This is a genomic window from Leisingera sp. JC1 (assembly GCF_001679925.1).
Taxonomy (GTDB): domain Bacteria; phylum Pseudomonadota; class Alphaproteobacteria; order Rhodobacterales; family Rhodobacteraceae; genus Leisingera.
Genome location: NZ_LYUZ01000081.1, coordinates 44,133 through 66,164 on the forward strand (window position 1 = coordinate 44,133; position 22,032 = coordinate 66,164).

Consider the following 22,032-nt stretch of genomic DNA (forward strand, 5'->3'; position numbering starts at 1 on the left):
TTAGCTCAGCTTGCCCATCGCCACGGCGACATCGGCCATGCGCACCGAGAAGCCCCATTCGTTGTCGTACCATGCCAGCACGCGCACCATGCGGTCCTCGACCACGCGGGTCTGGTCCGGCGCGAAGATCGAGCTTTCCGGCGAGTGGTTGAAGTCAACGGAGACCAGCGGCGCCGGCTCATAACCCAGAACACCCTTCATCGGGCCTTCAGCAGCCTCTTTAACGGCGGCGTTGACCTGCTCGGCGGTCACGTCGCGGCCGGCGCGGAAGGTCAGGTCCACGGCGGAGACATTCGGGGTCGGCACGCGGATGGCGGAGCCGTCCAGGCGGCCCTTCAGGTTCGGCAGCACTTCACCCAGGGCCTTGGCGGCGCCGGTCGAGGTCGGGATCATCGACATGGCGGCAGCGCGGGCGCGGTACAGGTCCTTGTGGCGGCGGTCCAGGGTCGGCTGGTCGCCGGTGTAGGCGTGGATGGTGGTCATGATGCCGTGCTCGATGCCGAAGGCTTCGTCCAGCACCTTGGCCAGCGGCGCCAGGCAGTTGGTGGTGCAGGAGCCGTTGGAGATCATGGTGTCGCCAGCTTCCAGCTGGTCGTCGTTGACGCCGAACACGATGGTCTTGTCGACGTTCTTGCCGGGGGCGGACAGCAGCACTTTCTTGGCGCCGCGCTCCAGGTGCGCCTTGGCCTTCTCGCCGTCGTTGAACTTGCCGGTGCATTCCAGAACCACGTCGCAGCCGTCCCAGTCCAGCTCGTTCATGTCGTAGGTGGAGAACATCTGCATGTCGCCGCGGCCAAGGTTCATGGTGCCGTCGCCGATGGTCACTTCACCCGGGAAACGGCCATGCACGGAGTCGTATTTGATCAGATGCGCTGCGGTTTCCAGCGGGCCGGTGGCGTTCACCTTGATCACTTCGATGTCGTCGCGGCCCGAGGCGGCGATGTGCGACAGGGTGCAGCGGCCGATGCGGCCAAAACCGTTGATCCCGACTTTGATGGTCATGAGTACGTCTCCAAGCGAGCAAAACCTTTGGCCGCCATATAGACCGGAGGCCCTGTGGTCTAAAGGGGTAAAAGCGTCATTAAATGAAACTGTTAGCGCAAAATCATGATGTTGGCGGTAACGGTTTGGGGCGGTGGCGGTAACGGAAATCCGTGTCCCGCGCGCGGTGGCGCTAACGCTTGTGCTGCGGCGCGGAACCGGGCAGATTGCCACCCAAACGCGAACAGGATTTGAGGGAATTGGCATGAGCGGATTGCTGGCGCTGCTGGATGACGTGGCGGGGATTGCCAAGGTGGCGGCGGCCTCGGTCGACGATGTGGCGGCAGCGGCCGGCAAGGCCGGGGCCAAGACCGCGGGCGTGATTATCGACGACGCCGCAGTGACGCCGAAGTACCTGCAGGGGTTTGCGCCTGCCCGCGAGCTGCCGATCATCTGGCGCATTACCCGCGGCTCCTTGTTCAACAAGCTGATCCTGCTGATGCCCGTCGCCATGCTGCTGGCAAACTTCGCGCCCTGGCTGATTACGCCCTTGCTGATGCTCGGCGGGTCGTACCTGTGTTTTGAAGGTGCTGAGAAGGTTTTTCACGTGCTGTTCCCGCACGCCAGCCACGCCATCGACGAGGATATGAGCGTCAAAGACCCCGGCCATCTGGAAGAGCAGAAGATCAAGGGCGCGATCAAGACCGATTTCATCCTGTCGGCAGAGATCATGACCATCGCGCTGGCCGCCATCGAGGCGCCGAATGTCTGGATGCAGGCGGCGACGCTTGCAGTGGTGGCGATTGGCGTGACGCTGGCGGTCTACGGCTCTGTCGCGCTGATCGTGAAGATGGATGATGTGGGCCTCTACCTGGCGCAGAACGCACCGACGCCGGTGGGGCGCGGGCTGGGGCGCGGGCTGGTCAAGTTCATGCCGGTGCTGATGAAGATCCTGTCGGTGGTCGGCACCGCGGCGATGCTGTGGGTCGGAGGCTCCATCATCATCCACGGGCTGGAGGTCTTGGGTTTTGACTGGCTGGGCCATCTGATCCACGACTGGGCCTATGCCGTCGGCCACGCGGTGCCTGCGGCCTGGGAAGGCTTTGCCGAGTGGACCGCCAAGGCGGCAATGGACGGGGTGTTTGGTGTGGCCTGGGGGCTGGTGCTGATCCCGCTGGCGACGAAGGTGATCGGGCCGCTAACCGCTAAGGTAACTGGCGAGGGCGGCAGTAATTGAACTGAGGCCCAGTGACTAGAACCGGAAAATCACTCAATTGCGTCTGGAAAAAAGTCTCCGTCTTGGCGATGACGAACCTTGATTGGGCGGCTTTCGGATAGGAGACCACGCAATGAGTATAGAAGTTCAGGAATGTATACGAGTAACTGCTTCTCCCTCTTTTTGACACCTTCAGGGCTTGTTCTATAACCGTTGTTTTCTATTTGCAGCGCGCCATAGGTGCACGACCCAAAGTGAACAAAGCCTCTCTTTGTCACCCTCGACCTCGTTTCCCTTAGCCAAGTTTTGTTATCGCGGAACCATTGAACGGTATAAAAAACTTCATCGTCCGGATAGCTTAATACGAGTTCAGTGGGGATGATCGAGTACTCGTAGGAAGTTCGGTTACTTCCCTCGGCTTGTTGCTGCAACAAGTTGTACAAGCCATTGCTCTTTTTTGTAATCCACGTTGCTGTGGTTGCTGGTGTTATGTCTTTGTCAATTGCAGACGCAGTTTCGTTAAAACTCTCAAAAAGCCTTTCCAGTTTTCCGTCCGTTAAGAAGTAGCTTGCGGTAATAGTGTCGTTATCGGAAGCTTTGCGGTGGGACTTGACAATGTACCCATGGTCCTTTGCGAGCTCTTCCTCAAAAACAATACCACGCGCTAGGTCCTCAGAAGTAGGACACGATGCTGCACGTTCGATGAAAAAAGATACGCCGAGCCAAGCAATTGGTATTGCTGAAATCGCGAGGACAACTGGCACTACCTTCATATGACTTCCTCACGTTCCCTATTCGGTTTCTTACTGAGAGTTCTGCAGAGCTGAAAGTCTTAAAAGAAAAGACGCCCGAAGGCGTCTAGTCAACTTGTCTTTCTGCGTAAACCGTTCAGCCCAGCAGCTCTTTCACCTTCGCCACTGTGCCCTCAGCCGTAATGCCGAAGCGCTCGAACAGCTCACCTGCCGGGGCGGAGGCGCCGAAGCGGTCCATGCCGACGAAACCGGCTTTCTTCTCCTGGCCGCGCTCGCCCAGCAGCCAGCGGTCCCAGCCGCCGTCGCGGACAGCGGCCTCGATACCCACGCGCACCGGGCCCGCGGGCAGGACCTTGCGGCGGTAGGCTTCGTCCTGCTGTGCAAACAGCTCCATGCAAGGCATGGAGACGACGCGGGTGCCGATGCCTTCGGCCTCCAGCTTGGCCTTGGCGTCCATTGCAACCGAAACTTCGGAACCGGTGGCGATCAGAATGACCTGGCGCTTGTTCTCGGCCTCGGCCAGAACGTATGCGCCTTTCTCGACCATGTTGGTCAGCTTGTGCTCAGTCCGGACTGTGGGCAGGTTCTGACGGGTCAGTGTCATCACCGACGGGGTGTCCTTGGAGGTGAGGGCGATTTCCCAGGCTTCGGCGGTTTCGACGGTGTCGGCGGGGCGGAACACATAGGTGTTCGGGGTCGCGCGGCAGATCGCCAGATGCTCCACCGGCTGGTGGGTCGGGCCGTCTTCGCCGACGCCGATCGAGTCGTGGGTCATCACGAAGACCGACGGAATTTTCGACAGTGCCGCCAGACGCATCGCCGGGCGGGCATAGTCAGTGAAGCAGAAGAAGGTGCCGCCGTAGGGGCGCATGCCGCCGTGCAGCGCCATGCCGTTCATCGCGGCGGCCATGCCGTGCTCGCGGATGCCCCAGTAGACATAGCGGCCCTTGCGGTTGTCGGTGTCAAACACGCCCAGATCGCCGGTCTTGGTGTTGTTGGAGCCGGTGAGGTCGGCGGAGCCGCCCACGGTTTCCGGCATCAAGGGGTTGATGACGGCCAGCGCCATTTCAGAGGACTTGCGGGTGGCAACTTTGGGCTGCTCCTCGCTCACCTGCTTTTTCAGCGCCTTGATGACGGCGGACAGTTTCTTGGGGGCGTCCAGGTTGTAGGCGCGGTTGAAGCGGTCCTGCTTCTGCTGCGACAGCTCGGCAAAGCGGGCTTCCCAGGCTGCGCGCTCGGACTTGCCGCGGGCGCCGATTTCTTCCCACTGGGATTTGATCTCTGCCGGAMCCTCAAACGCACCGCCGGTCCAGCCGTAGGCGTCCTTGGCCGCCTGCAGCTGCGCGGGGTCGGTCAGCGCGCCGTGGCCCTTGGAGGTGTCCTGTGCGGCGTGGCCCAGGGCGATATGGGTCTTGCAGGCGATCATCGACGGTTTCTTCGACTTCTTCGCCGCGGTGATTGCCTCGTCGATGGCCTGAGGGTCGTGGCCGTCGATTTCGATCACCTGCCAGCCGGACGCCTTGAAGCGCTGCACCTGGTTCGTGCGGTCGGACAGATCAACGGTGCCGTCGATGGTGATGTTGTTGTTGTCCCAGAAGACAATCAGCTTACCCAGCTGGTGGCGGCCTGCGAGGCCGATGGCCTCCTGGCTGATGCCCTCCATCAGGCAGCCGTCGCCGGCGATCACATAGGTATGGTGATCGACGACCTTCTTGCCGTAGTGGGCGCGCTGCATTTCCTCTGCCATGGCAAAGCCGACAGCGTTGGAGATGCCCTGGCCCAGCGGGCCGGTGGTGACTTCCACCGCGTCGATCAGGAAGTTCTCCGGGTGGCCCGCGGTGATGGCACCGGTCTGGCGGAAGTTCTTAATCTGATCCAGGGTGACCTGCTTGTCGCCGGTGAGATACAGCAGCGAGTAGATCAGCATCGAGCCGTGGCCCGCCGACAGGATGAACCGGTCGCGGTCCGGCCACTGCGGGTTCGATGCGTCGAACTTCAGGTGCTTTTCAAACAGCACGGTGGCGACATCGGCCATGCCGATCGGCATGCCGGTATGGCCGGAGTTCGCGGCGGCAACGGCGTCCAGTGCCAGCGCGCGGATGGCGGCGGCCTTGTTCCAATGGTCGGGATTGGCGGTGCGCAGGGCTGTCAGGTCCACTTGGATTGTCCTTTGGCGTTAACAGGCATTTGCTGCGCTCAATAACAGCGATGCGCCAAAGATCAAGCGTGGTTGCGCCTATTGCGGCCAATCTGCGCGAACTAGGCGCGGCAAGTGGTTGAAACGCAAAGGGGGGTGATTTATTCCTGAAATGGAAGAACTGGCCCAGGCCGGCCGCGCCCGCTCGATTCGGACGGGCAGCGGAACGATAATGGAACGGCCGGGTGCGGGTGAGGGACAGGCATGAACCAGATTGAAGAATTGCAAGGCCGCATTCAGGCCGCGCTGGAGCGCATCAGCGCCGGCTCTGCCGCGCTGCAGGAGGCGCGCGCCGCGGACAGGGTCAAGGCCGAAGAAGCAACGGCTGCGGCTGTTCAGGCCGCTGAGGCCGCAGCCGCCGGGGCCGCCAACGCCGAGCTTGAGCAGGCATTGGACGAAGAGAGGACTGCCAACGCCCAGCTGGAAGAGCGGGTGAAGGTGCTGCACGCCCGGCTGAAGGAGGCTGAGGGCAACGCGCCTGCGGGTTCTTCTGCCAGCAGCGAAGATGTGGCGGCGATGCAGGCCGAGCTGGAACTCTTGAGAAACGAAGCCGGCGACCCGGCTGAGAAACAGGCCCTGCGGTCCGAAGTCTCCCGCCTGAAGGGCCAGCTGGAAGCAGCGGCCAATACCGCGGCAAGCGACAAGGAAGCGCTGGAGGATGAACTGGCCGAAGCCAAGGCGGCCAAAGACGCCCTGCAGGCTCAGCTGGAGGCTGCTCCCGCTGGCGGCACACAGGCGGATGCTCCGGACATGGACGCTGAACTGGCACGCCAGAACGAGGCCCTGGTGCGGCTGGACAGCGAACTGCAGCAGCTGCGGCTTGCCAATGAGGAGCTGCGCGCCTCCAATGCCGCTCTGCGGGAAGCCAACGCGCAAAGCCTGGGCGATGCCGGGCTGATCAACACGGCGATGGAAGCTGAAATCGAAGGGCTGCGCGCAGCGCAGGCCAGCGATCAGGCCCAGGTAAACGCGGTTCTGGCCAAGCTGGAGCCGCTTCTGGTCAACGCAAGAAACCTGCCTGAAGGGGAGGAAGTCTGATGCCCGAGGTGACCATACATATCGGCGGCCGCGGCTTTGAAGTCTCCTGTCAGGAGGGTGAGGAAAGCTATCTGCACGCTGCTGCCAAGATGCTGGATGACGAGGCGCAGGTGCTGTCGGACCAGATCGGCCGCATGCCCGAAGCACGGATGCTGCTGATGGCCGGGCTGATGCTGGCCGACAAGACCGCGGCGGTCGAGGACCGGATCAAGGAAGTCGAAGCCGAACTGTCTGAGCGGATGCAGGAGCTGGAAGCGCTGAAGGCCGCGCCCGCACCCGAGCCTGAGCGGATCGAGGTGGCCGTGGTGCCGCCGCAAGTGACCGAGAGCCTGGCTGAACTGGCCGCCCGGACCGAGTCCCTGGCGCAGGAAATCGAAGAGAAGGTGCAGCCCGCCGGCTGACACCAACGTTCCTCTCCCTGAGGTTTCAGGTTGTTAACGCCCCCGGTTGCGCCGGGCGGTGCGGGGGGCGCGTTGCTTCCATCGTTTCGAATTCCGGAACAGTGCGTTTCCAGTACCGTAGCGTTACACGTCTAACGCGTGCTGGACCTGTACACTGCACCGTAATATTAAGATTGTGGAAAATTTTATCTTTCTGCTTTTGGGGGAATACATGATTGGGGCGCTTCTTTTCGGGTCCTTGGCGGTAGCCGGGATCGCAATCGGCTTGGACAATGATGACGATGACAACGGCACCGGCCCTGAAACAGGGCTGGATGACCTGCCCGCGGAACCGGCTGAAGATCTGCCCACCGCTGGTCCGGACGATCTGGTGCTCGGCGACGGTGATGATTTCGTTGAAAGCGGGACCGGATTTGACACCGTTCATGCGGGCGCCGGGGATGACCAGGTGTATTCGGGTGACGGTATGGATGTCGTCTATGGCGAAGAGGGTAACGATACCCTTTCCGGCGGCAGCCACCACGACATTCTCGATGGCGGCACAGGCGATGACTCGCTGTCCGGTGACGGCGGCATGGACACGCTGGTTGGCGGTGACGGCAACGATACGCTGAGCGGCGGCGACTGGAATGACCATCTGGTCGGCGGCTCGGGATTTGACCTTTTGGACGGCGGCAACGGCAATGATGTGCTCTCGGGCGGCGCAGGCATGGACACGGCCTTTGGCGGTGACGGCAACGACAGTATCTCCGGCGGTGCGTTTCATGACATCGTCTATGGCGGTGACGGTAATGACGTGCTGTCCGGCGACGGCGGAAAGGACGTGTTGTTCGGCGACAGCGGCGACGACACGCTAAACGGCGGCGACTGGGACGACGACCTGATCGGCGGCGACGGTGCAGATATGCTGAACGGCGGGAACGGCAACGACGCGCTGAGCGGTGTGAACTTCTCCCGCGAGGTCAGCCCCGAAGAAATCGACTTGCTGCGCGACGAGGGAACCCCGCTCACCGGTCTCAGCCTGTCGGATGCCGCCGACGGGGCCGATACCCTGGATGGCGGTGCCGGCAGTGATTTCCTGCTGCTTGGAGCAGGTGACACCGGCACCGGCGGCGGTGGTCAGGACAGTTTTGCTCTGTATATGTCCCAGGACGCGGAAGGCGTGACCAGCATCACGGATTTCACGCCGGGCGAGGATGTGGTTCAACTGCTTTTCAGTGCTGACGGCGGCGCGGTTAACGCAGACGATTACACTGTTGAAAACGATGCTGACACCGGCGACGCGTTGATCCTGGAGCGGGGCGAGATCGTGGCCCGCCTTGAAGGCGCCGGAGAGACTTTTACCATCGACGATCTGGTTCTGGTCGGCGCGGAGTAACGCGCTGGCGCTGGCGTAACGAAAAGGCCTGCCGTATCGGAACACGGCAGGCCCTTTTTTGTTTCTGGTACCGCTTGAAGTCAGGCGTTGGCTTCGCGGATCTTGTCGGCGGCTTCCTTGTTGAAGGCGATGCCGTTGTCGTCAAACAGGGTGTCCAGTTCCGAGGACAGTGCCATCTCGGTGATGATATCGCAGCCGCCGACGAACTCGCCCTTGACGTAAAGCTGCGGGATGGTCGGCCAGTCGGAATATTCCTTGATGCCCGAGCGGATTTCCTCATCCGCCAGCACGTTCACGTCGGTGTAGTCGACGCCGATGTAGTTCAGCACAGCCGCCACGCGCGAGGAGAAGCCGCACTGCGGCATTTCCTTGGTGCCTTTCATATACAGCACCACGTCATTGGCTTTGACGGTTTCGTCGATGCGGGTCTTTGCGTCGGTCATGTATTCATTTCCTTTCGGCTGCTGCGCCGTTTCCGTTGGCGTTCATATAGGGAACGAGGTGCGTTTTGCCAATCCGCCCCAATGAGAGCGCCAGAGTGGGCGCAGCGCTATTTCAGTTTGTTCTTGGGAACAAAGAAGCGGGCGTATTCCTGCGGGTCCTTGGGGACTTTCCAGGTCCGGGCGGATCCGCCGCCCATGCCGGATTGATAGTCGGATCGCAGGGTGTGGTAATCCGGGTCTTCGTCGTCCTCCTCCAGCGGGCGGCGACGCTGGGATACGAGCGCCACTATGGCGGTCATGATCACAATGCCAATCACCAGGATGGAGGAGAACAGCGACATCCCGGGTTATTCCGGCGCCTTGGTGGTCAGCGCCAGCGCGTGCAGCTCGCCGTCGGGGCCGTCCATCTTGCCTTTCAGCGCGGCATAGACAGCGCGCTGTTGCTGGACGCGGTTCTTGCCGCGGAAGCTTTCGTCGACGACCATCGCCGACATGTGCACGCCGTCGGAGCCGCCGACCTGGATTTCGGCATCCGGGAAGGCATCTCGCAGCAGTTCTTCGATTTCGTGGGCTTGCATGGGCATCCGGGGAAGTCCTTTGTCTTGTTTGCCAAAAATGTAGGTGTGCGGCAGGGGCTGTGCAAGCAGGATTAGTCTCAGCCCTGCGCAAAAGGCGCAATGCTTTCGACAAATTCCGGCACCTCTGCCAGGGCCTCCTGCACCTCGTCTTCCTCAAAGTCCCAAATAGAGGAGGGGGCCTCCGGGCAGAGTGACCGGGTCAGCTTGGCACAGCGCTCCTGCAGCGCCTGCGGCAGCGGCAGTGCGGCGGCCTCCAGCAACACCAGCAGAGCTTCGTGGACCGGGCGTACAACCCGAAGGGCATAGGTCATATGGGTCATCAGGTCCGGGTCATCCTGCCAGGTCTCGCCATCGAACAGCTCTTGCGTCACCCGCTGCCCGGCACCGGCGCAGGAATAGGCGACACAGCCGCCAAAGCCGCATTTGGAAAGATCATCATGAATGTTGCAGCGGAAATCCGGGGCAAGGTTGGGGCAGGGCGTGTCTGCTGCTTTCAGCAGGCCGAAATCCTCATGCGCCTCAAACGGATAGGCCACGCAGCACAGGCCCGCGCAGCGGCTGCAATCCTCGGTGAGTTCAGGAAGGGGCATCGGCCGGTCCGGTCAAAGGAAAGGGCGGGACAGCTGCGCCGTCCCGCCCGAATAGAGTCAACGCTTTCCGCTGCAGATCAAGCCACGGCAGCGGCAAAGCTGGAGCGGAAGATGTCCTTCAGCTCAGCCAGCGGTGCTTCGGAAGTGCCGATTTTCACCATGTCGCCGCCGAACTTGCCGACAGTGGTGACGGTGACCCCCGCCTGGCCCGCGGCCAGCATCAGCGCCTCGGCCTGGTCGAAGTTGCAGGCGATCAGGTAGCGCGCCTGGTCCTCGCCAAACACGGTCTGGGTGTCGCCTGCGTCGATTTGCACGCCGACGCCGGCCTCTTCGGCCATCTCGAACGCGGCCAGCGCCAGGCCGCCGTCGCCGAGGTCGGTGCAGGCCTTTATCAGCTCGCGGTTGGCGCGGATGAATTCACCGTTACGCTTCTCGGCGTCCAGGTCCACCGCCGGGGCGTCGCCGTCCTCGCGGTTGAAGACCTCTGCCAGCAGCGCCGACTGGCCCAGGTGGCCGGTGGTTTCACCCACCAGCAGCGCCACATGGCCGTCGCGCGCCTCGCCGATGATCGGCTCCTCGCCCGCGGCAATCAGGCCCACGGCGCCGATGGTCGGGGTCGGCAGGATGCCCTTGCCGTCGGTCTCATTATACAGCGACACGTTGCCGGAGACGATCGGCATGTCGAGCGCCGCCACGGCCTCGCCGATACCCTTGATGGCGCCGACGAACTGGCCCATGATTTCCGGCTTTTCGGGGTTGCCGAAGTTCAGGTTGTCAGTGGTTGCCAGCGGCTTGGCGCCCACGGCTGTCAGGTTGCGGTAGGCCTCGGCCACTGCCTGCTTGCCGCCCTCAAACGGGTTCGCCTTGACGTAGCGCGGGGTCACGTCGGAGGTGAAAGCCAGCTTCTTGTCGGTGCCATGCACCCGCACGATGCCGGAGCCTGCGCCCGGACGGCGCTGGGTGTCGCCCATCACGGTGGTGTCATACTGCTCATAGACCCACTGCTTGCCTGCGTAGTTGGGCGAAGACAGCAGCGCCTTCAACCCGTCGATCGGGTCGATGGAGGGCACGTCGGCGTCAGTCAGCGGCTCGGCTGCCGGGGTTTCCACCCACGGACGGTCGTATTCCGGCGCGGTGGAGGACAGTTTCGACAGCACCAGATCGGCTTTCACTTCGCCGTTGTGCATGATCAGGAAGCGGTCCTCGGCAATGGTCTCGCCAACGATGGCAAAGTCCAGATCCCACTTTTCGAACACCGCGCGCGCCTCGGCTTCCAGCTCCGGCTTCAGCACCATCAGCATCCGCTCCTGGGATTCCGACAGCATCATCTCGTAGGCGGTCATGTTCTCTTCGCGCTGCGGCACCTTTTCCAGGTCCAGGCGCACGCCCAGCTTGCCCTTGTCGCCCATTTCCACGGCAGAGCAGGTGAGGCCCGCTGCGCCCATGTCCTGGATCGAAATCACCGCGCCGGTCTGCATCAGCTCCAGCGTGGCTTCCATCAGGCGCTTTTCGGTGAAGGGGTCGCCGACCTGAACGGTGGGGCGCTTTTCCTCGATGGTGTCGTCGAATTCCGCCGACGCCATGGTGGCGCCGCCGACGCCGTCACGGCCGGTCTTGGCGCCCAGGTACACCACCGGCATACCAACGCCAGAGGCAGCGGAATAGAAGATCGAGTCGGTGCGTGCGAGGCCAGCCGCAAAGGCGTTCACCAGGCAGTTGCCGTTATAGGCGGGGTGGAAGCGGACCTCGCCGCCTGCGCAAGGAACACCAAAGCAGTTGCCGTAGCCGCCGATGCCCTCAACGACGCCGTTGACCAGCTGGCGGGTCTTGTGGTGGCCGGGCTCACCAAAGGACAGCGAGTTCATCGAGGCGATGGGGCGCGCACCCATGGTAAAGACGTCGCGCAGAATACCGCCAACCCCGGTTGCCGCGCCCTGGTAGGGCTCGATGTAGGAGGGGTGGTTGTGGCTTTCCATTTTGAAAACAACGGCATCGCCGTCGCCGATGTCCACGATGCCCGCGTTTTCGCCGGGGCCGCAGATCACTTGCGGACCGTCGGTTGGCAGGGTGCGAAGCCATTTCTTGGAGGACTTGTAGGAGCAGTGCTCGTTCCACATCGCCGAGAAGATGCCCAGCTCGGTGAAGGTCGGCTCCCGCCCGATGATTTCGAGGATCAGATCGTACTCATCGGGCTTCAGCCCGTGGTTTGCGATCAGTTCAGGCGTGATGGCGGGTTCCTGCATCCGTAAACGTCCCCAATGGCTGCGATTGCGCGCCTTTTAGAGCAAGCTTTGCCATTGGGAAAGAGGGGTTGCGCAAACGGATGCACGCCGCGTGTCCGCAGTGTCAGAACCGCTGCCCGACATAGACATACAACTGGGTTTCCTGAGCGTTGTTGCGGCTGACATCAATCGAGAAATCCACCGGGAATTTCTTGGACACCCGGTAGCGGAGGCCTGCGCCGGCAGCACTGTGGCTGCCGCCCTGCGTCAAATCGCCGAACTCCGGCCCCGTCCAGCCGGTGCCGGCAAAGACCACGCCGCCCCAGCGCTTGGAAAACCTTTTGCGGTACTCGGCCTGCACCGAGGCAGAGCGCGCGCCGATAAACTGCGTGCTGTTGAAGCCGCGCATGTTATCGGTGGCCCCGATGGAGCACTGGTCGAAGAACGGCGTGTTGCCAGAGGCAGCACAGATCGTGCCACGCAGGGCCAGGACGCCGCGTCGCCCCAGAGGGCGGTAACCGTCAAGAATGGCATACCCCTTGTCATACCGGCGGCTGAGCCCGCCCAGTGTATGGGACCGGGTGGCAAAAGCAGTCAGCCGTGTGCCCTGTGTGGGATAGTCACTGTCGTCGCGCCGGTCCCAGTCGAGGCTGAGACCGAAGGTGCCGATTTCCAGATCGGCGTCCGGCTGCAGGCTGGGCGGCAGCAAGCCCGCGTTTGGAGCGATGCTTGTTTCCAGATAGCGCAGCAGGACCCCGGCAGACAGCTCCGTTGTCACTCCGTATGCCGCGTTGATCCGCACCAGCGACCCGTCTTGGCTGACAGGCAGAACACCAAGCCCGGTATAAAGGTCATAGACCGCATCCGCCCGTGCCGCGAAGGCCTTGATCTGCCAGCGGTTACCGGGAAAGGCTAGGTTGACCATGCCTGCCGCCGCCTGGCTGCCGTTATCGGACCTGAGCCCGCCCAGCCCGACGACAGAGGTGTTGGCATCCGGGCTGGTCTTGAACAGATAACCCGCGCCCAGCGCAAGGCCGGAGCCGATCATCGGGCTGGAGAACGGCACCGGCGCAACCACGACGGAGCCGTTGCGGAAGCCATAGCCCTCAGCCTTCTGCGCCGTCTCGATATGGCCGAGGTGCCGCTCGGTTTGTTCGGGCCCAGCGGCCAGCCCGGCAAAGGCAAAGACTGCCACACCCGCCGCCAGGGTGGCGGACCTGATGGCACGGCACAGGCAGTTACTTCTTCTGCCCGGCACCGTCTTCGGCCCCTTCGGCTGCCTGCTGCTGCGCGGCGCTGCCGGCGGCTGCGGCGATGGCGGCCTTTTCGGTGTCGTTCAGCTGGTCGCTGTCCTCCAGGCCCGGGATTGCCACCCGGACCTCGCGGCGGGCAAAATCGATGCCGTTTTCCGCAAAGGCTGCTTTGATCCGGTTGTAGATCTCCTTGCGGATGGTGAACTGGGTGCCCGGCTTGGCCATGAACTTGCCGCGCATGATCATGCCGACGTCATCGAAGTCGAAAACGCCCTGGCTCTTGAACGGCTGTAGAAAGTCGTCCTTGTACAACTCGTCCGCCATCATCTCAGCCCCGATCTTCTTGAAGATCTTCTTGACCTTGTTGGGATCGGTATCAAACGGAACCGTGAAGCGCAGCTTCATGATCACCCAGTCGCGGCTGTAGTTGGTCAGCTTGGGGATCTCGCCATAAGGGATTGTATTGATCGGACCGCGGTGATGGCGCAGCTGCATCGAGCGGATCGAAATCTTCTCCACCGTGCCGCGGGTACCTTCGACCTCGACATATTCACCGACCCGGAAGGCATCATCGACCAGAAAGAAGATTCCGGAGACCACATCCGACACCAGCTTCTGCGCGCCAAAGCCGATGGCAAGGCCCAGAATGCCGGCACCGGCCAAAAGCGGCGTGATATCGATGCCCAGCGCGCCGACAGCCAGCAGGCCGAAAATCACCACGATGGCGACCTGCGCGGTGACCAGCAAGAGCGGCAGCACCGTTGCCAGCCGCGATCCGCCCGCACCGCCGCCTTCGCCGCCAACCTCGCCCTCTTCGCCGGAGGTCTGCTCCTTGGCGAGCCTCCGGTTGATCCACAGCGACACGCCTTCATAAACCACATAGCCCACTGCGATGGTCATCAGGCAGCCGATGATGTTGCCTGCGATGCCCTCTGCGCCGGTGGCGATGGCCATCAGGTCAACATCCCATGCGTTGGAGATGATCATCAGCACGATGCCTGCAACCAGCACCCGGCCGATCCGGATATAGCTGCGCTTGGTGGAGATATACGCAGCCTCGGCCAGATGGCCCTCGCCGGACATCGGCGGCACCAGATGCTTGACCAGGCCGCGGATGGCCGTGTCCAGCGCTGGCGCGGCCAGCAGCCAGAACATGGTGACGTAATGGGCGCCGTGGATCAGCTGCGCCACCTTGCCGAGGCCAACCAGGGTTCCGACCACCACCCAAGTCAGCGCCGCAACAGCCATTGCGAAATAGGGGTAATACTGCGCCGCCATCTCGTCATAGCGGGTGCGGTCCGGGTCGGTGCCGCGCATCATGTCGGCCAGCCCTTCGCGTGCGGTCCAGGCAATCCAGATAATGTAGACATAGACCAGACTGTCCAGCCAGTAGGCCAGGCGGATCGATTCCGGCGGAACTCCGTTAGCGGTATTGAAGCCAACGGAGAAAATGGTCAGCCCGGCCAGGAAAATCAGGCCAATGGTGTGCAAATGCAGGAAGTCGGCCCAGCGGTCGCTGGCATTGACCAGCCGCCGGTCCGGCCGTTCCGGAGCCATGATGAAACGGGACACGGCTGCCCCAACGCGCGGCATCCAAATCAGGTATGTGACCATCGGTGCCGCAAACTGCAGCATATGCGCATCCAGCAGGGTGCGGCCCACGGCGCGGATCACGACGTAAAAGACCACCAGACCAATCATCTCGCGCAGGAAGCGGCGTCCCAGAAAGCTCAGCGCGCCTGCCAATGTGTCCGCATCGCCGCTGACCGTTTCAAGGTTGCGCCAGCGCGCGATCAGTTTGCGCACCCCGAATTCCGCGGCCAGGCCGATGGCGAGGGTCAGGGCAATCAGCCCCAGCATCTTCAGCACGCCGCCGAAACCGCCATGTTTCTGAACAAAGTTGCCAATCGCCCGTGACTGCCCCTCCGGCAGAACAGGAAGCTTGCGCACCGCATCCGTGACTGGCAGCGTGAAGGCAGTCCAAAGCTGCACCACCCGCCCGGTCAGGGTCGGCGGCGGGGCTTCGGCCTGCTGGCGGGCGGCCACGGCGTCCAGCCTTTCAAGCAGCAGCGCCCGGACCTGGTCGTCGGACATCCGGGCGACCATCTCATGAATGGCGTCCTCCGTCAGAGGGTCGGGCAGGGCAGGCGCCGCGCTGGTCTGAGCAATAGCCGGCGCGTTCAGGACTGCCCCAAGAACCAGAACCGTCAAAAAAACGCTCAAAATGCGGGCGAAGTGCTGAAAATAAAACGTCATCGGAACCTCCTGTGCCAGAATATCGGGCCGGGTGCGGGTAACCTCTGGCTCAGTTGAACCGATGAGTTGTATTCAGGTCAAAGGAAAATGGTTTTTTGTTGCAGGATGTTAATCCCCGGCCGCTGGCTGCGGGATGCCGTTGAGCCAAAAAAAAGGCCGAGCACTAAGCTCGGCCGAAGTCCAACAGGGAGGTATGAAGGGGGGCGAAGCCGCCGCCTTCATGAGGATCATTTAGGGTGATAGGGCGTACCCTTCAAGGGGAGTTACGCCAATTCAGCGTCAATGCTGCTATGCGGTTTTTGCATGGCTGACGCTTCCGTTTGCCGGGAACAGGCCCGGCCGCCGTAAAGCAGCTGTGAAACAAGCGCGCCGGCCCGGTCCAGGCGTTCAGAGTTTGCCCAATTCCTTCATATGCTTGCGGTGGGCCATGATTTCGCTTTGCACGAAATCACGGAAAGCGCCGACACGCTGGGAATGGCGCAGCTCCTCCGGGTAGGCAAGGTAGACCGGAACTTCGTTCTGGACCTCTTCCGGCAGCACTTCGACCAGTTGCGGGAATTCTTCAGTCACGTAATCCGGCAGAATCCCGATACCCAGATTATGCAGAACCCCCTGCAGCACCCCGAAGTAATTGTTCACAGTCAGCAGCGAACCGGGGTTCAAGGCCATAAGCTTCTTGCCCAGAACTGCGGCCGACCCCACCTGCGCTGAGCGCTGGTTCTGGCAAATGAGCCGGTGATTGGAAATGTCCTCGGAGGTTTCCAGACTGCCGTTCTTCTCCAGATAGGACGGCGTCGCATACAGCCCCATCCGCACCGTCATCAGCCGCTTGCGCACCAGATCGGCCTGGCTGGGCTCCTTCATGCGGATCGCCACGTCTGCCTCGCGCATGGGCAGGTCCAGCACCCGTTCCTCCAGCATCAGGTCGATCTTGAGGTTGGGATACTGCTCATACAGTTTGGTCAGCCGCGGTGCCAGCCACAGCGTTCCGAACCCCACGGTGGTGGTGACCCGCAGCTCGCCGAACACTTCCTCTTCACTGTCGCGGATGCGGGCAGAGGCTGCTTCCAGACGCGCGGACATGGATTGGGTGGCGTCAAACAGCAGCTCACCCTGCTCAGTAAGAATCAGTCCGCGCGCATGACGGTGGAAAAGCGTCGCATTCAGGCTTTCTTCCAGCGCCCGGATCTGGCGGCTGACCGCGGATTGCGACAGATTCAGCTTGTCCCCGGCATGGGTCAGGCTGCCCGCATCGGCCACCGCGTGAAATATTCTGAGCTTATCCCAATCCATATGTGTTACTTTCTGTCCGTTCGGGGCCGACTGTATGAAATCTTAGTTATGTATCAGTTTTCACGGCGCAAGCGAGCAAAATCGAAAAAAATGCGGCTATTCAGGTCAGCATTTATGACCTATTCTTGCGGGCAGAAAGTGCAAGCTAATCCCGGTTGAGGAGGCCACGATGAGCACGCCGAAAATTACTCTGAACGACAAATATGACCTGACCAAATCGCCCGTGCTGCTGAACGGCACCCAGGCGCTGGTACGCCTGATGCTGATGCAGAAGCACCGCGACAAGGCAGCGGGTCTCAACACCGCCGGTCTTGTTACCGGCTACCGAGGATCGCCCCTGGGGGCAGTGGACCTGCAGATGTCCCGCGCCGAGAAGCAGCTGAAAGAGGCGGATGTCACCTTTCAGTACGGCCTGAACGAGGACCTGGCGGTCACCGCGCTCTGGGGCGCACAGCAGGCTGAGGTACGCGGCGAAGGCAAATACGACGGCGTCTTCGGCCTGTGGTACGGCAAGGGGCCGGGCGTTGACCGCTCCGGCGACGCGATCCGCCACGCCAATATGGCCGGCTCCTCCAAATACGGCGGCGTGCTGCTGGCGATGGGTGATGACCACACCGGCGAAAGCTCCACCGTGCTGCACCAGTCTGAATGGTCGCTGTTGGACTGCTACCTGCCGATCGTCAGCCCGGCCGGCGTGCAGGAGATCCTGGATTACGGCATCTACGGCTACGCGCTCAGCCGGTTCTCCGGCCTCTGGACCGGCCTCAAGACCATGAAGGACACCATTGAGGTCACCTCGGTCGTCGATGCCCGCCCGGACCGGATGCAGCTGGTCACCCCGGAGTTCGACATGCCGGCCGACGGCCTCAACATCCGCCTGGATGACGACCGTTTCCGCCAGGAAAACCGCATCATCGACTACAAGCGCTTTGCGGCAGAGGCGTTCAGCCATGCCAACAAGATGGATAAGCGCATGTGGGGCAAACCCGGCGCCAAGATCGGTTTTGTCGCCGCGGGCAAGAACTGGCTCGACCTTGTGCACGCGCTGAAGCTCTTGAACATCGACGAGAACATGGCGGAGCGCTTGGGCATCACCACCTACAAGGTGGGCCAGACCTGGCCGATGGACATGAAAGGCTTCAACGACTGGGCCGAGGGCCTCGACCTGATCGTCGTGGTCGAGGAAAAGCGCAAGCTGATCGAGATCCAGATCAAGGAAGCGATCTTTGACAACCGCCGCGGCCGCCGGGTTTACGGCTGGTACAAGGGCGGCGCCGGCGGCATGCATAGGGATGAGCTGTTCCCGACAAAATATGCGCTGGACCCGATCATGATCGCCGAGAAGCTGGGCGGCATCCTGATCGAGGAGGGCCGCGAGACCGAAGCGATCAAGGCCGGGCTGGAAGCGCTGGCAGAGGCGCGCCGCGCCGACAACGCCGAGGAAATCGCCACCCGTCTGCCGTATTTCTGTTCCGGCTGTCCGCACAATTCGTCCACCCGCCTGCCGGACGGCTCCCGCGCCTATGCCGGCATCGGCTGCCACTTCATGGTGCAGTGGATGGACCGCGAAACCACCGGCTTCACCCACATGGGTGGCGAAGGCGTGAACTGGGTCGGCGAGGCCCCGTTCTCCACCCGCAAGCACGTGTTCCAGAACCTGGGCGACGGCACCTACAACCACTCCGGCGTGCAGGCGATCCGCGCGGCATTGGCCGAAGGCACCAACATCACCTACAAGATCCTTTATAACGATGCGGTCGCGATGACCGGCGGCCAGCAGGCCGAGGGCGGTCTGACCGCGCAGCAGATCGCGCATGAGTTGAAGGCGATGGGTGTCAAGACCATGGCCGTGGTCTATGACGAGAAAGAGGACGTGGACGCCTCCTTGTTCCCGGCCGGCATGCGGATGCATGAACGCGCCGAGATGATGAAGATCCAGCGCGAGTTTGAACAGGTCGAAGGCGTCTCTGCCATCATCTACATTCAGACCTGCGCCGCCGAGAAACGCCGCCGCCGCAAGCGGGGCCAGTTCCCGGATCCGGATCAGCGGGTGTTCATCAACACCGACGTCTGCGAAGGCTGCGGCGATTGCGGCGTGCAATCCAACTGTGTCTCCATAGTGCCCAAGGACACCGAACTGGGGCGCAAGCGCGCCATCGACCAGTCGTCCTGCAACAAGGACTTCTCCTGCTTGAACGGCTTCTGCCCGTCCTTCGTGACCGTCGAAGGCGCCAAGATACGCAAGGAAGCAACCGCGGGCCTCGACCTGCCGCACCTGCCCAAGCCGGAACTGCCTGCAATCGACGGCACCCATAACGTGGTGATCACCGGCGTCGGCGGCACCGGCGTTGTGACTATCGGCGCGGTTCTGGCGCAGGCAGCCCAGATCGACGGCAAGGGCGCGGGCCTGATGGAAATGGCCGGCCTCGCCCAGAAGGGCGGCGCGGTGCATATCCACTGCCGGATTGCTGAGAAGCCGGAGGACATCTCCGCCATCCGTGTTGCCACCGGCGAGGCGCATGCGCTGATCGGCGGCGACCTGGTGGTGAGTGCCGGCGCCAAGACCCTGGGCCTGACAACCACCGGCAAGACCGGCGCAGTGGTGAACAGCCACGAGATCATCACCGGCGAGTTCACCAAGAACACCGAGTTCAAGGTGCCCTCCGACCGTCTGGAATTGGCCCTGCAGGCCCGCCTTCGCGACCAGCTGGACCTGTTTGATGCCTCTGAACTGGCCCGCGTGACCATGGGCGACTCGATTTTCTCGAACATGATGGTGTTCGGCGGCGCCTGGCAGAAAGGGCTGATCCCCGTCAGCTTTGAAGCCATCGCACAGGCGATCGAGATGAACGGCGCCGCGGTGGACCGCAACAAGCGTGCCTTCGACATCGGCCGCTGGGCAGTGCTGCACCCAAAGGAAGCCAACAAGCTGATCGAGCCCAAGGTGGTAGACAAGCCCAAGACGCTTGAGGAGAAAATCGCCTTCCGCGCCGATCACCTGGTGGCCTACCAGGGCAAGGGCCTGGCCAAGCGCTATGGCAAGCTGCTGGTCGGCATCAGCGATCCCGCTCTGAAAGAGGCGGTGGCAAAAGGCTATCATAAGCTCCTGTCCTACAAGGATGAATACGAGGTCGCCCGCTTGCTGCTCGACAGCCGCGCCAAGGCGGAAGAGGCGTTCGAGGGCGATCTCAAGCTCTCCTACCACCTGGCCCCGCCGATGCTGACCGGAACCGATCCGGACGGCCGCCCGAAGAAGCGCAAGTTCGGCGCCGGCATTGAACGCGGTTTCCGCCTGCTGGCCAAGCTGAAGGGCTTGCGCGGCACACCGCTGGACGTCTTCGGCTACACCGAGGAACGCAAGATGGAGCGGGCGCTGATCAAGCAGTATGAGGCTGACATGAAGGAATGGCTGCCGAAGGCTGCGCCTGAAATCATGGAGCCGCTGCAGGCGCTGGCCGAACTGCCGCTGCAGATCCGCGGTTTCGGCCCGGTGAAGATGGTGAACGAGCAAAAGGCCGCCAAGCGCCGCGAGGAGCTGCTGGCCGCGCTGCGCCAGGGCGGCGTGCCGCTGAAACAGGCGGCGGAATAATACCGGGGCAGGGCGGGAAACTCCCGCCCGCCTTGATCCTTTCGAAGAAAGGCCCACGACAGTTGGGCCCGGCGCCGCGCTGACGCGCGGCGTTTGCCGTTCCGCCTTTTGGGACCAGTCCGCTTGAAAATTTTTGCTGCGGCGGTCGTTTTTGTCTTATTTTCCTGCAAATGCAGCGCGCGGCTTGTCGCGCCGCCGCTAGGCTCGGCCCGGATTGCATGTTTCTGCTGCACCGGAAAGGAGCCGCCCGATGTCCCTCTCTCAGGCCCTGCAAGCCGCCCGCGAACTGCACAGCCAACTGCCTGCTCTGCGCGAGTTCGCGCCCTGGCCCGGTGATCTGCAACCCGCCGCGCTTGCGCCCGCAGCAATGCCCGCGCTGGATCAGGTGGCCGGATTCGGGCAGCCGGGCACTGCCGAAACCCAGCCGCTGATCAATGCTCTGCGCAACTCGGCCTCCCAAGCGTATTGGACCCAGACCTACACCGAGGAAGAAGTCGGCGCGCATTTCCTGCAAAACTACGGCTATTTCGAGCTGTTCGGCCCGACCGGCCATTTCCGCACCAACCAGTTGCGCGGCTATATCGCCTATTGGGGCGCCGGGCTGAAATACGACTGGCACAGCCACGAGGCGGAAGAACTGTATGTGGTGCTGGGCGGCGGGGCGCAGTTCCTGACGGATGAAAATGACTGCTGGCTCAGCGCCGGCGATACGCGCCTGCATGGAGGCTGGCAGCCGCATGCGATGAATACGGGAGACCAGCCGATCCTGACCTATGTCCTGTGGCGCGGCGCCGGGCTGGAAGGCCTGCCGCTGATGGGCGGCCAGCGGGCAAGCGCAGCCTGATCCGGCATCAGCCCCGGCCAGCGGATTGCCGCAAAGCGTCACACCGTTGTTACAGATCTGTTGCACAGAGCGCTGCCGGCCTTATCTGGCCGGTGACACCTAACGGAGACCCGCCCCGATGCAGGCCCAGCGCCATATTGCCCGTGACATTTCCTATGCGCATTCCGCCTCCACCCGCGCCGGCCGCGCGGTGATCCGGCTGATGGAAAACTCCACCGGCCGGCTGAACCTGATCCGCCGCGCTGCAGGCTATGAGCAGGAGGTCGCTGCCGGGCGCAGCTTCTGGAGCGTGATGGCGGAGCGCTACGGGCTGACGCTGGATATTGCAGGCGGCGCGCTGTCGAACATCCCGCAGGACAAGCCGGTGATCCTGATTGCCAACCACCCTTACGGCATCCTCGACGGGCTGATGATGGGACATATCCTGGCCGAAACCCGCGGCGATTTCCGCATTCTGGCGCATCAGGTGTTCCGCAGGGTGGAGGACCTGAACAAGGTGATCCTTCCGGTGGATTTTGCTGAGACGCGGGAGGCCATGCAAACCAACCTGCAAACCCGCAAGGAGGCGCTCAGCTACCTGGGGCAGGGCGGCGCCATCGGCATTTTCCCGGGCGGCACGGTGTCCACCGCGGCGCGTCCGATGGGCCATCCGATGGATCCGGGCTGGCGCGGGTTCACCGCCCGGATGATCGCCAAATCGGACGCCGTGGTGGTGCCGGTGTACTTTGACGGCCACACCTCGCGCCTGTTCCAGATTGCCAGCCACCTGCACGCAACCCTGCGCATGGGGCTGCTGATCCAGGAGTTCCGCAAACGCGTCGATACCCCGGTCCGTGTGGTGATCGGCGAACCAATTGGCCGCGACGTTCTGGCGCCTTTGGCAGGTGATACAAAAGCCCTTATGGATTTCTTGCGCAAAGCGACGTATGAGCTTTCTCCAGAACCTCTCAAATCCTATGCGTACGGGTTTGAGTTCGAAGAGAAACACCGCGCGTGAGAAG

General features: G+C 62.5%; 18 protein-coding genes. 7 read left to right on the top strand and 11 right to left on the bottom strand.

What is annotated here, in order from left to right; all coding sequences use genetic code 11:
- Positions 1-1,002, bottom strand: coding sequence for a type I glyceraldehyde-3-phosphate dehydrogenase (gap, locus tag A9D60_RS08265; protein WP_065267138.1), 1,002 nt, complete (start codon positions 1,000-1,002; stop codon positions 1-3).
- A 244-nt stretch (positions 1,003-1,246) separates the two neighbouring features.
- Between gap and A9D60_RS08270 the strand changes: the two genes are divergently transcribed.
- Positions 1,247-2,218, top strand: a complete 972-nt coding sequence (locus A9D60_RS08270) for a DUF808 domain-containing protein (RefSeq protein ID WP_065267357.1) — start codon at positions 1,247-1,249, stop codon at positions 2,216-2,218.
- Between the two features lie 29 nt (positions 2,219-2,247).
- On the opposite strand, the gene A9D60_RS08275 is transcribed toward A9D60_RS08270, so the two are convergent.
- Together A9D60_RS08275 and tkt are read right to left on the bottom strand one after the other, a co-directional pair.
- Positions 2,248-2,970, bottom strand: coding sequence for a hypothetical protein (locus A9D60_RS08275; RefSeq protein WP_065267139.1), 723 nt, complete (start codon positions 2,968-2,970; stop codon positions 2,248-2,250).
- Positions 2,971-3,085: 115 nt separating this feature from the next.
- Positions 3,086-5,107 carry a transketolase gene (gene tkt / locus A9D60_RS08280; RefSeq protein WP_065267140.1) on the bottom strand — a complete coding sequence of 674 codons (2,022 nt, stop codon included), beginning with the start codon at positions 5,105-5,107 and terminating at the stop codon, positions 3,086-3,088.
- Between the two features lie 243 nt (positions 5,108-5,350).
- Between tkt and A9D60_RS08285 the strand changes: the two genes are divergently transcribed.
- From A9D60_RS08285 to A9D60_RS08295, 3 genes are all read left to right on the top strand, one after another.
- Entirely contained in the window at positions 5,351-6,184 is an 834-nt protein-coding gene (locus A9D60_RS08285) for a colicin transporter (RefSeq protein WP_065267141.1), read from the top strand.
- Positions 6,184-6,585, top strand: a complete 402-nt coding sequence (locus tag A9D60_RS08290) for a cell division protein ZapA (RefSeq protein WP_039182842.1) — start codon at positions 6,184-6,186, stop codon at positions 6,583-6,585. The genes A9D60_RS08285 and A9D60_RS08290 overlap by 1 nt, the downstream gene beginning before the upstream one ends.
- A 211-nt stretch (positions 6,586-6,796) precedes the next feature.
- On the top strand, positions 6,797-7,963 hold the full coding sequence (locus tag A9D60_RS08295) for a calcium-binding protein (RefSeq protein ID WP_065267142.1): 1,167 nt from the start codon (positions 6,797-6,799) through the stop codon (positions 7,961-7,963).
- 80 nt (positions 7,964-8,043) lie between these two features.
- Here A9D60_RS08295 and grxD read toward each other — a convergent pair whose 3' ends face one another.
- From grxD to A9D60_RS08335, 8 genes are all read right to left on the bottom strand, one after another.
- Positions 8,044-8,406, bottom strand: coding sequence for a Grx4 family monothiol glutaredoxin (gene grxD, locus A9D60_RS08300; RefSeq protein ID WP_065267143.1), 363 nt, complete (start codon positions 8,404-8,406; stop codon positions 8,044-8,046).
- Between the two features lie 107 nt (positions 8,407-8,513).
- A complete protein-coding gene (locus A9D60_RS08305; protein WP_065267144.1) occupies positions 8,514-8,747 on the bottom strand; it encodes a hypothetical protein in 234 nt (77 codons plus the stop codon).
- A 6-nt stretch (positions 8,748-8,753) separates the two neighbouring features.
- Positions 8,754-8,990: a BolA family protein gene (locus tag A9D60_RS08310; RefSeq protein ID WP_039182851.1), complete on the bottom strand. Its 237-nt coding sequence runs from the start codon at positions 8,988-8,990 to the stop codon at positions 8,754-8,756.
- 71 nt (positions 8,991-9,061) lie between these two features.
- Positions 9,062-9,574 (bottom strand): hypothetical protein, encoded by a 513-nt coding sequence (locus tag A9D60_RS08315; protein WP_065267145.1) that lies wholly within the window; start codon positions 9,572-9,574, stop codon positions 9,062-9,064.
- Positions 9,575-9,651: 77 nt separating this feature from the next.
- Positions 9,652-11,817, bottom strand: coding sequence for a phosphoribosylformylglycinamidine synthase subunit PurL (purL, locus tag A9D60_RS08320; RefSeq protein ID WP_065267146.1), 2,166 nt, complete (start codon positions 11,815-11,817; stop codon positions 9,652-9,654).
- Between the two features lie 103 nt (positions 11,818-11,920).
- Positions 11,921-12,991: a BamA/TamA family outer membrane protein gene (locus A9D60_RS08325; protein ID WP_254656651.1), complete on the bottom strand. Its 1,071-nt coding sequence runs from the start codon at positions 12,989-12,991 to the stop codon at positions 11,921-11,923.
- Positions 12,992-13,034: 43 nt separating this feature from the next.
- Positions 13,035-15,305 (bottom strand): mechanosensitive ion channel family protein, encoded by a 2,271-nt coding sequence (locus A9D60_RS08330; RefSeq protein WP_065267147.1) that lies wholly within the window; start codon positions 15,303-15,305, stop codon positions 13,035-13,037.
- Between the two features lie 387 nt (positions 15,306-15,692).
- Complete coding sequence (locus A9D60_RS08335; protein ID WP_065267148.1) at positions 15,693-16,598, bottom strand: LysR family transcriptional regulator; 906 nt, start codon at positions 16,596-16,598, stop codon at positions 15,693-15,695.
- 169 nt (positions 16,599-16,767) lie between these two features.
- On the opposite strand from A9D60_RS08335, the gene A9D60_RS08340 reads away from it, so the two are divergent.
- From A9D60_RS08340 to A9D60_RS08350, 3 genes are all read left to right on the top strand, one after another.
- A complete protein-coding gene (locus A9D60_RS08340; RefSeq protein WP_065267149.1) occupies positions 16,768-20,187 on the top strand; it encodes an indolepyruvate ferredoxin oxidoreductase family protein in 3,420 nt (1,139 codons plus the stop codon).
- A 250-nt stretch (positions 20,188-20,437) separates the two neighbouring features.
- Positions 20,438-21,031, top strand: coding sequence for a dimethylsulfonioproprionate lyase family protein (locus tag A9D60_RS08345; RefSeq protein ID WP_065267150.1), 594 nt, complete (start codon positions 20,438-20,440; stop codon positions 21,029-21,031).
- Positions 21,032-21,149: 118 nt separating this feature from the next.
- Complete coding sequence (locus tag A9D60_RS08350; RefSeq protein ID WP_065267151.1) at positions 21,150-22,028, top strand: lysophospholipid acyltransferase family protein; 879 nt, start codon at positions 21,150-21,152, stop codon at positions 22,026-22,028.
- Positions 22,029-22,032: the final 4 nt, after the last annotated feature.

Bases quoted from the DNA above. Each gene is read 5' to 3' on its own strand.
- purL (WP_065267146.1), bottom strand. From the start codon at position 11,817: ATGCAGGAACCCGCCATCACGCCTGAACTGATCGCAAACCACGGGCTG.
- A9D60_RS08350 (WP_065267151.1), top strand. From the start codon at position 21,150: ATGCAGGCCCAGCGCCATATTGCCCGTGACATTTCCTATGCGCATTCC.
- A9D60_RS08310 (WP_039182851.1), bottom strand. From the start codon at position 8,990: ATGCCCATGCAAGCCCACGAAATCGAAGAACTGCTGCGAGATGCCTTC.
- A9D60_RS08290 (WP_039182842.1), top strand. From the start codon at position 6,184: ATGCCCGAGGTGACCATACATATCGGCGGCCGCGGCTTTGAAGTCTCC.
- A9D60_RS08335 (WP_065267148.1), bottom strand. From the start codon at position 16,598: ATGGATTGGGATAAGCTCAGAATATTTCACGCGGTGGCCGATGCGGGC.
- A9D60_RS08270 (WP_065267357.1), top strand. From the start codon at position 1,247: ATGAGCGGATTGCTGGCGCTGCTGGATGACGTGGCGGGGATTGCCAAG.
- A9D60_RS08315 (WP_065267145.1), bottom strand. From the start codon at position 9,574: ATGCCCCTTCCTGAACTCACCGAGGATTGCAGCCGCTGCGCGGGCCTG.
- A9D60_RS08295 (WP_065267142.1), top strand. From the start codon at position 6,797: ATGATTGGGGCGCTTCTTTTCGGGTCCTTGGCGGTAGCCGGGATCGCA.
- A9D60_RS08340 (WP_065267149.1), top strand. From the start codon at position 16,768: ATGAGCACGCCGAAAATTACTCTGAACGACAAATATGACCTGACCAAA.
- gap (WP_065267138.1), bottom strand. From the start codon at position 1,002: ATGACCATCAAAGTCGGGATCAACGGTTTTGGCCGCATCGGCCGCTGC.
- A9D60_RS08305 (WP_065267144.1), bottom strand. From the start codon at position 8,747: ATGTCGCTGTTCTCCTCCATCCTGGTGATTGGCATTGTGATCATGACC.
- A9D60_RS08275 (WP_065267139.1), bottom strand. From the start codon at position 2,970: ATGAAGGTAGTGCCAGTTGTCCTCGCGATTTCAGCAATACCAATTGCT.
- A9D60_RS08330 (WP_065267147.1), bottom strand. From the start codon at position 15,305: ATGACGTTTTATTTTCAGCACTTCGCCCGCATTTTGAGCGTTTTTTTG.
- grxD (WP_065267143.1), bottom strand. From the start codon at position 8,406: ATGACCGACGCAAAGACCCGCATCGACGAAACCGTCAAAGCCAATGAC.
- A9D60_RS08345 (WP_065267150.1), top strand. From the start codon at position 20,438: ATGTCCCTCTCTCAGGCCCTGCAAGCCGCCCGCGAACTGCACAGCCAA.
- A9D60_RS08285 (WP_065267141.1), top strand. From the start codon at position 5,351: ATGAACCAGATTGAAGAATTGCAAGGCCGCATTCAGGCCGCGCTGGAG.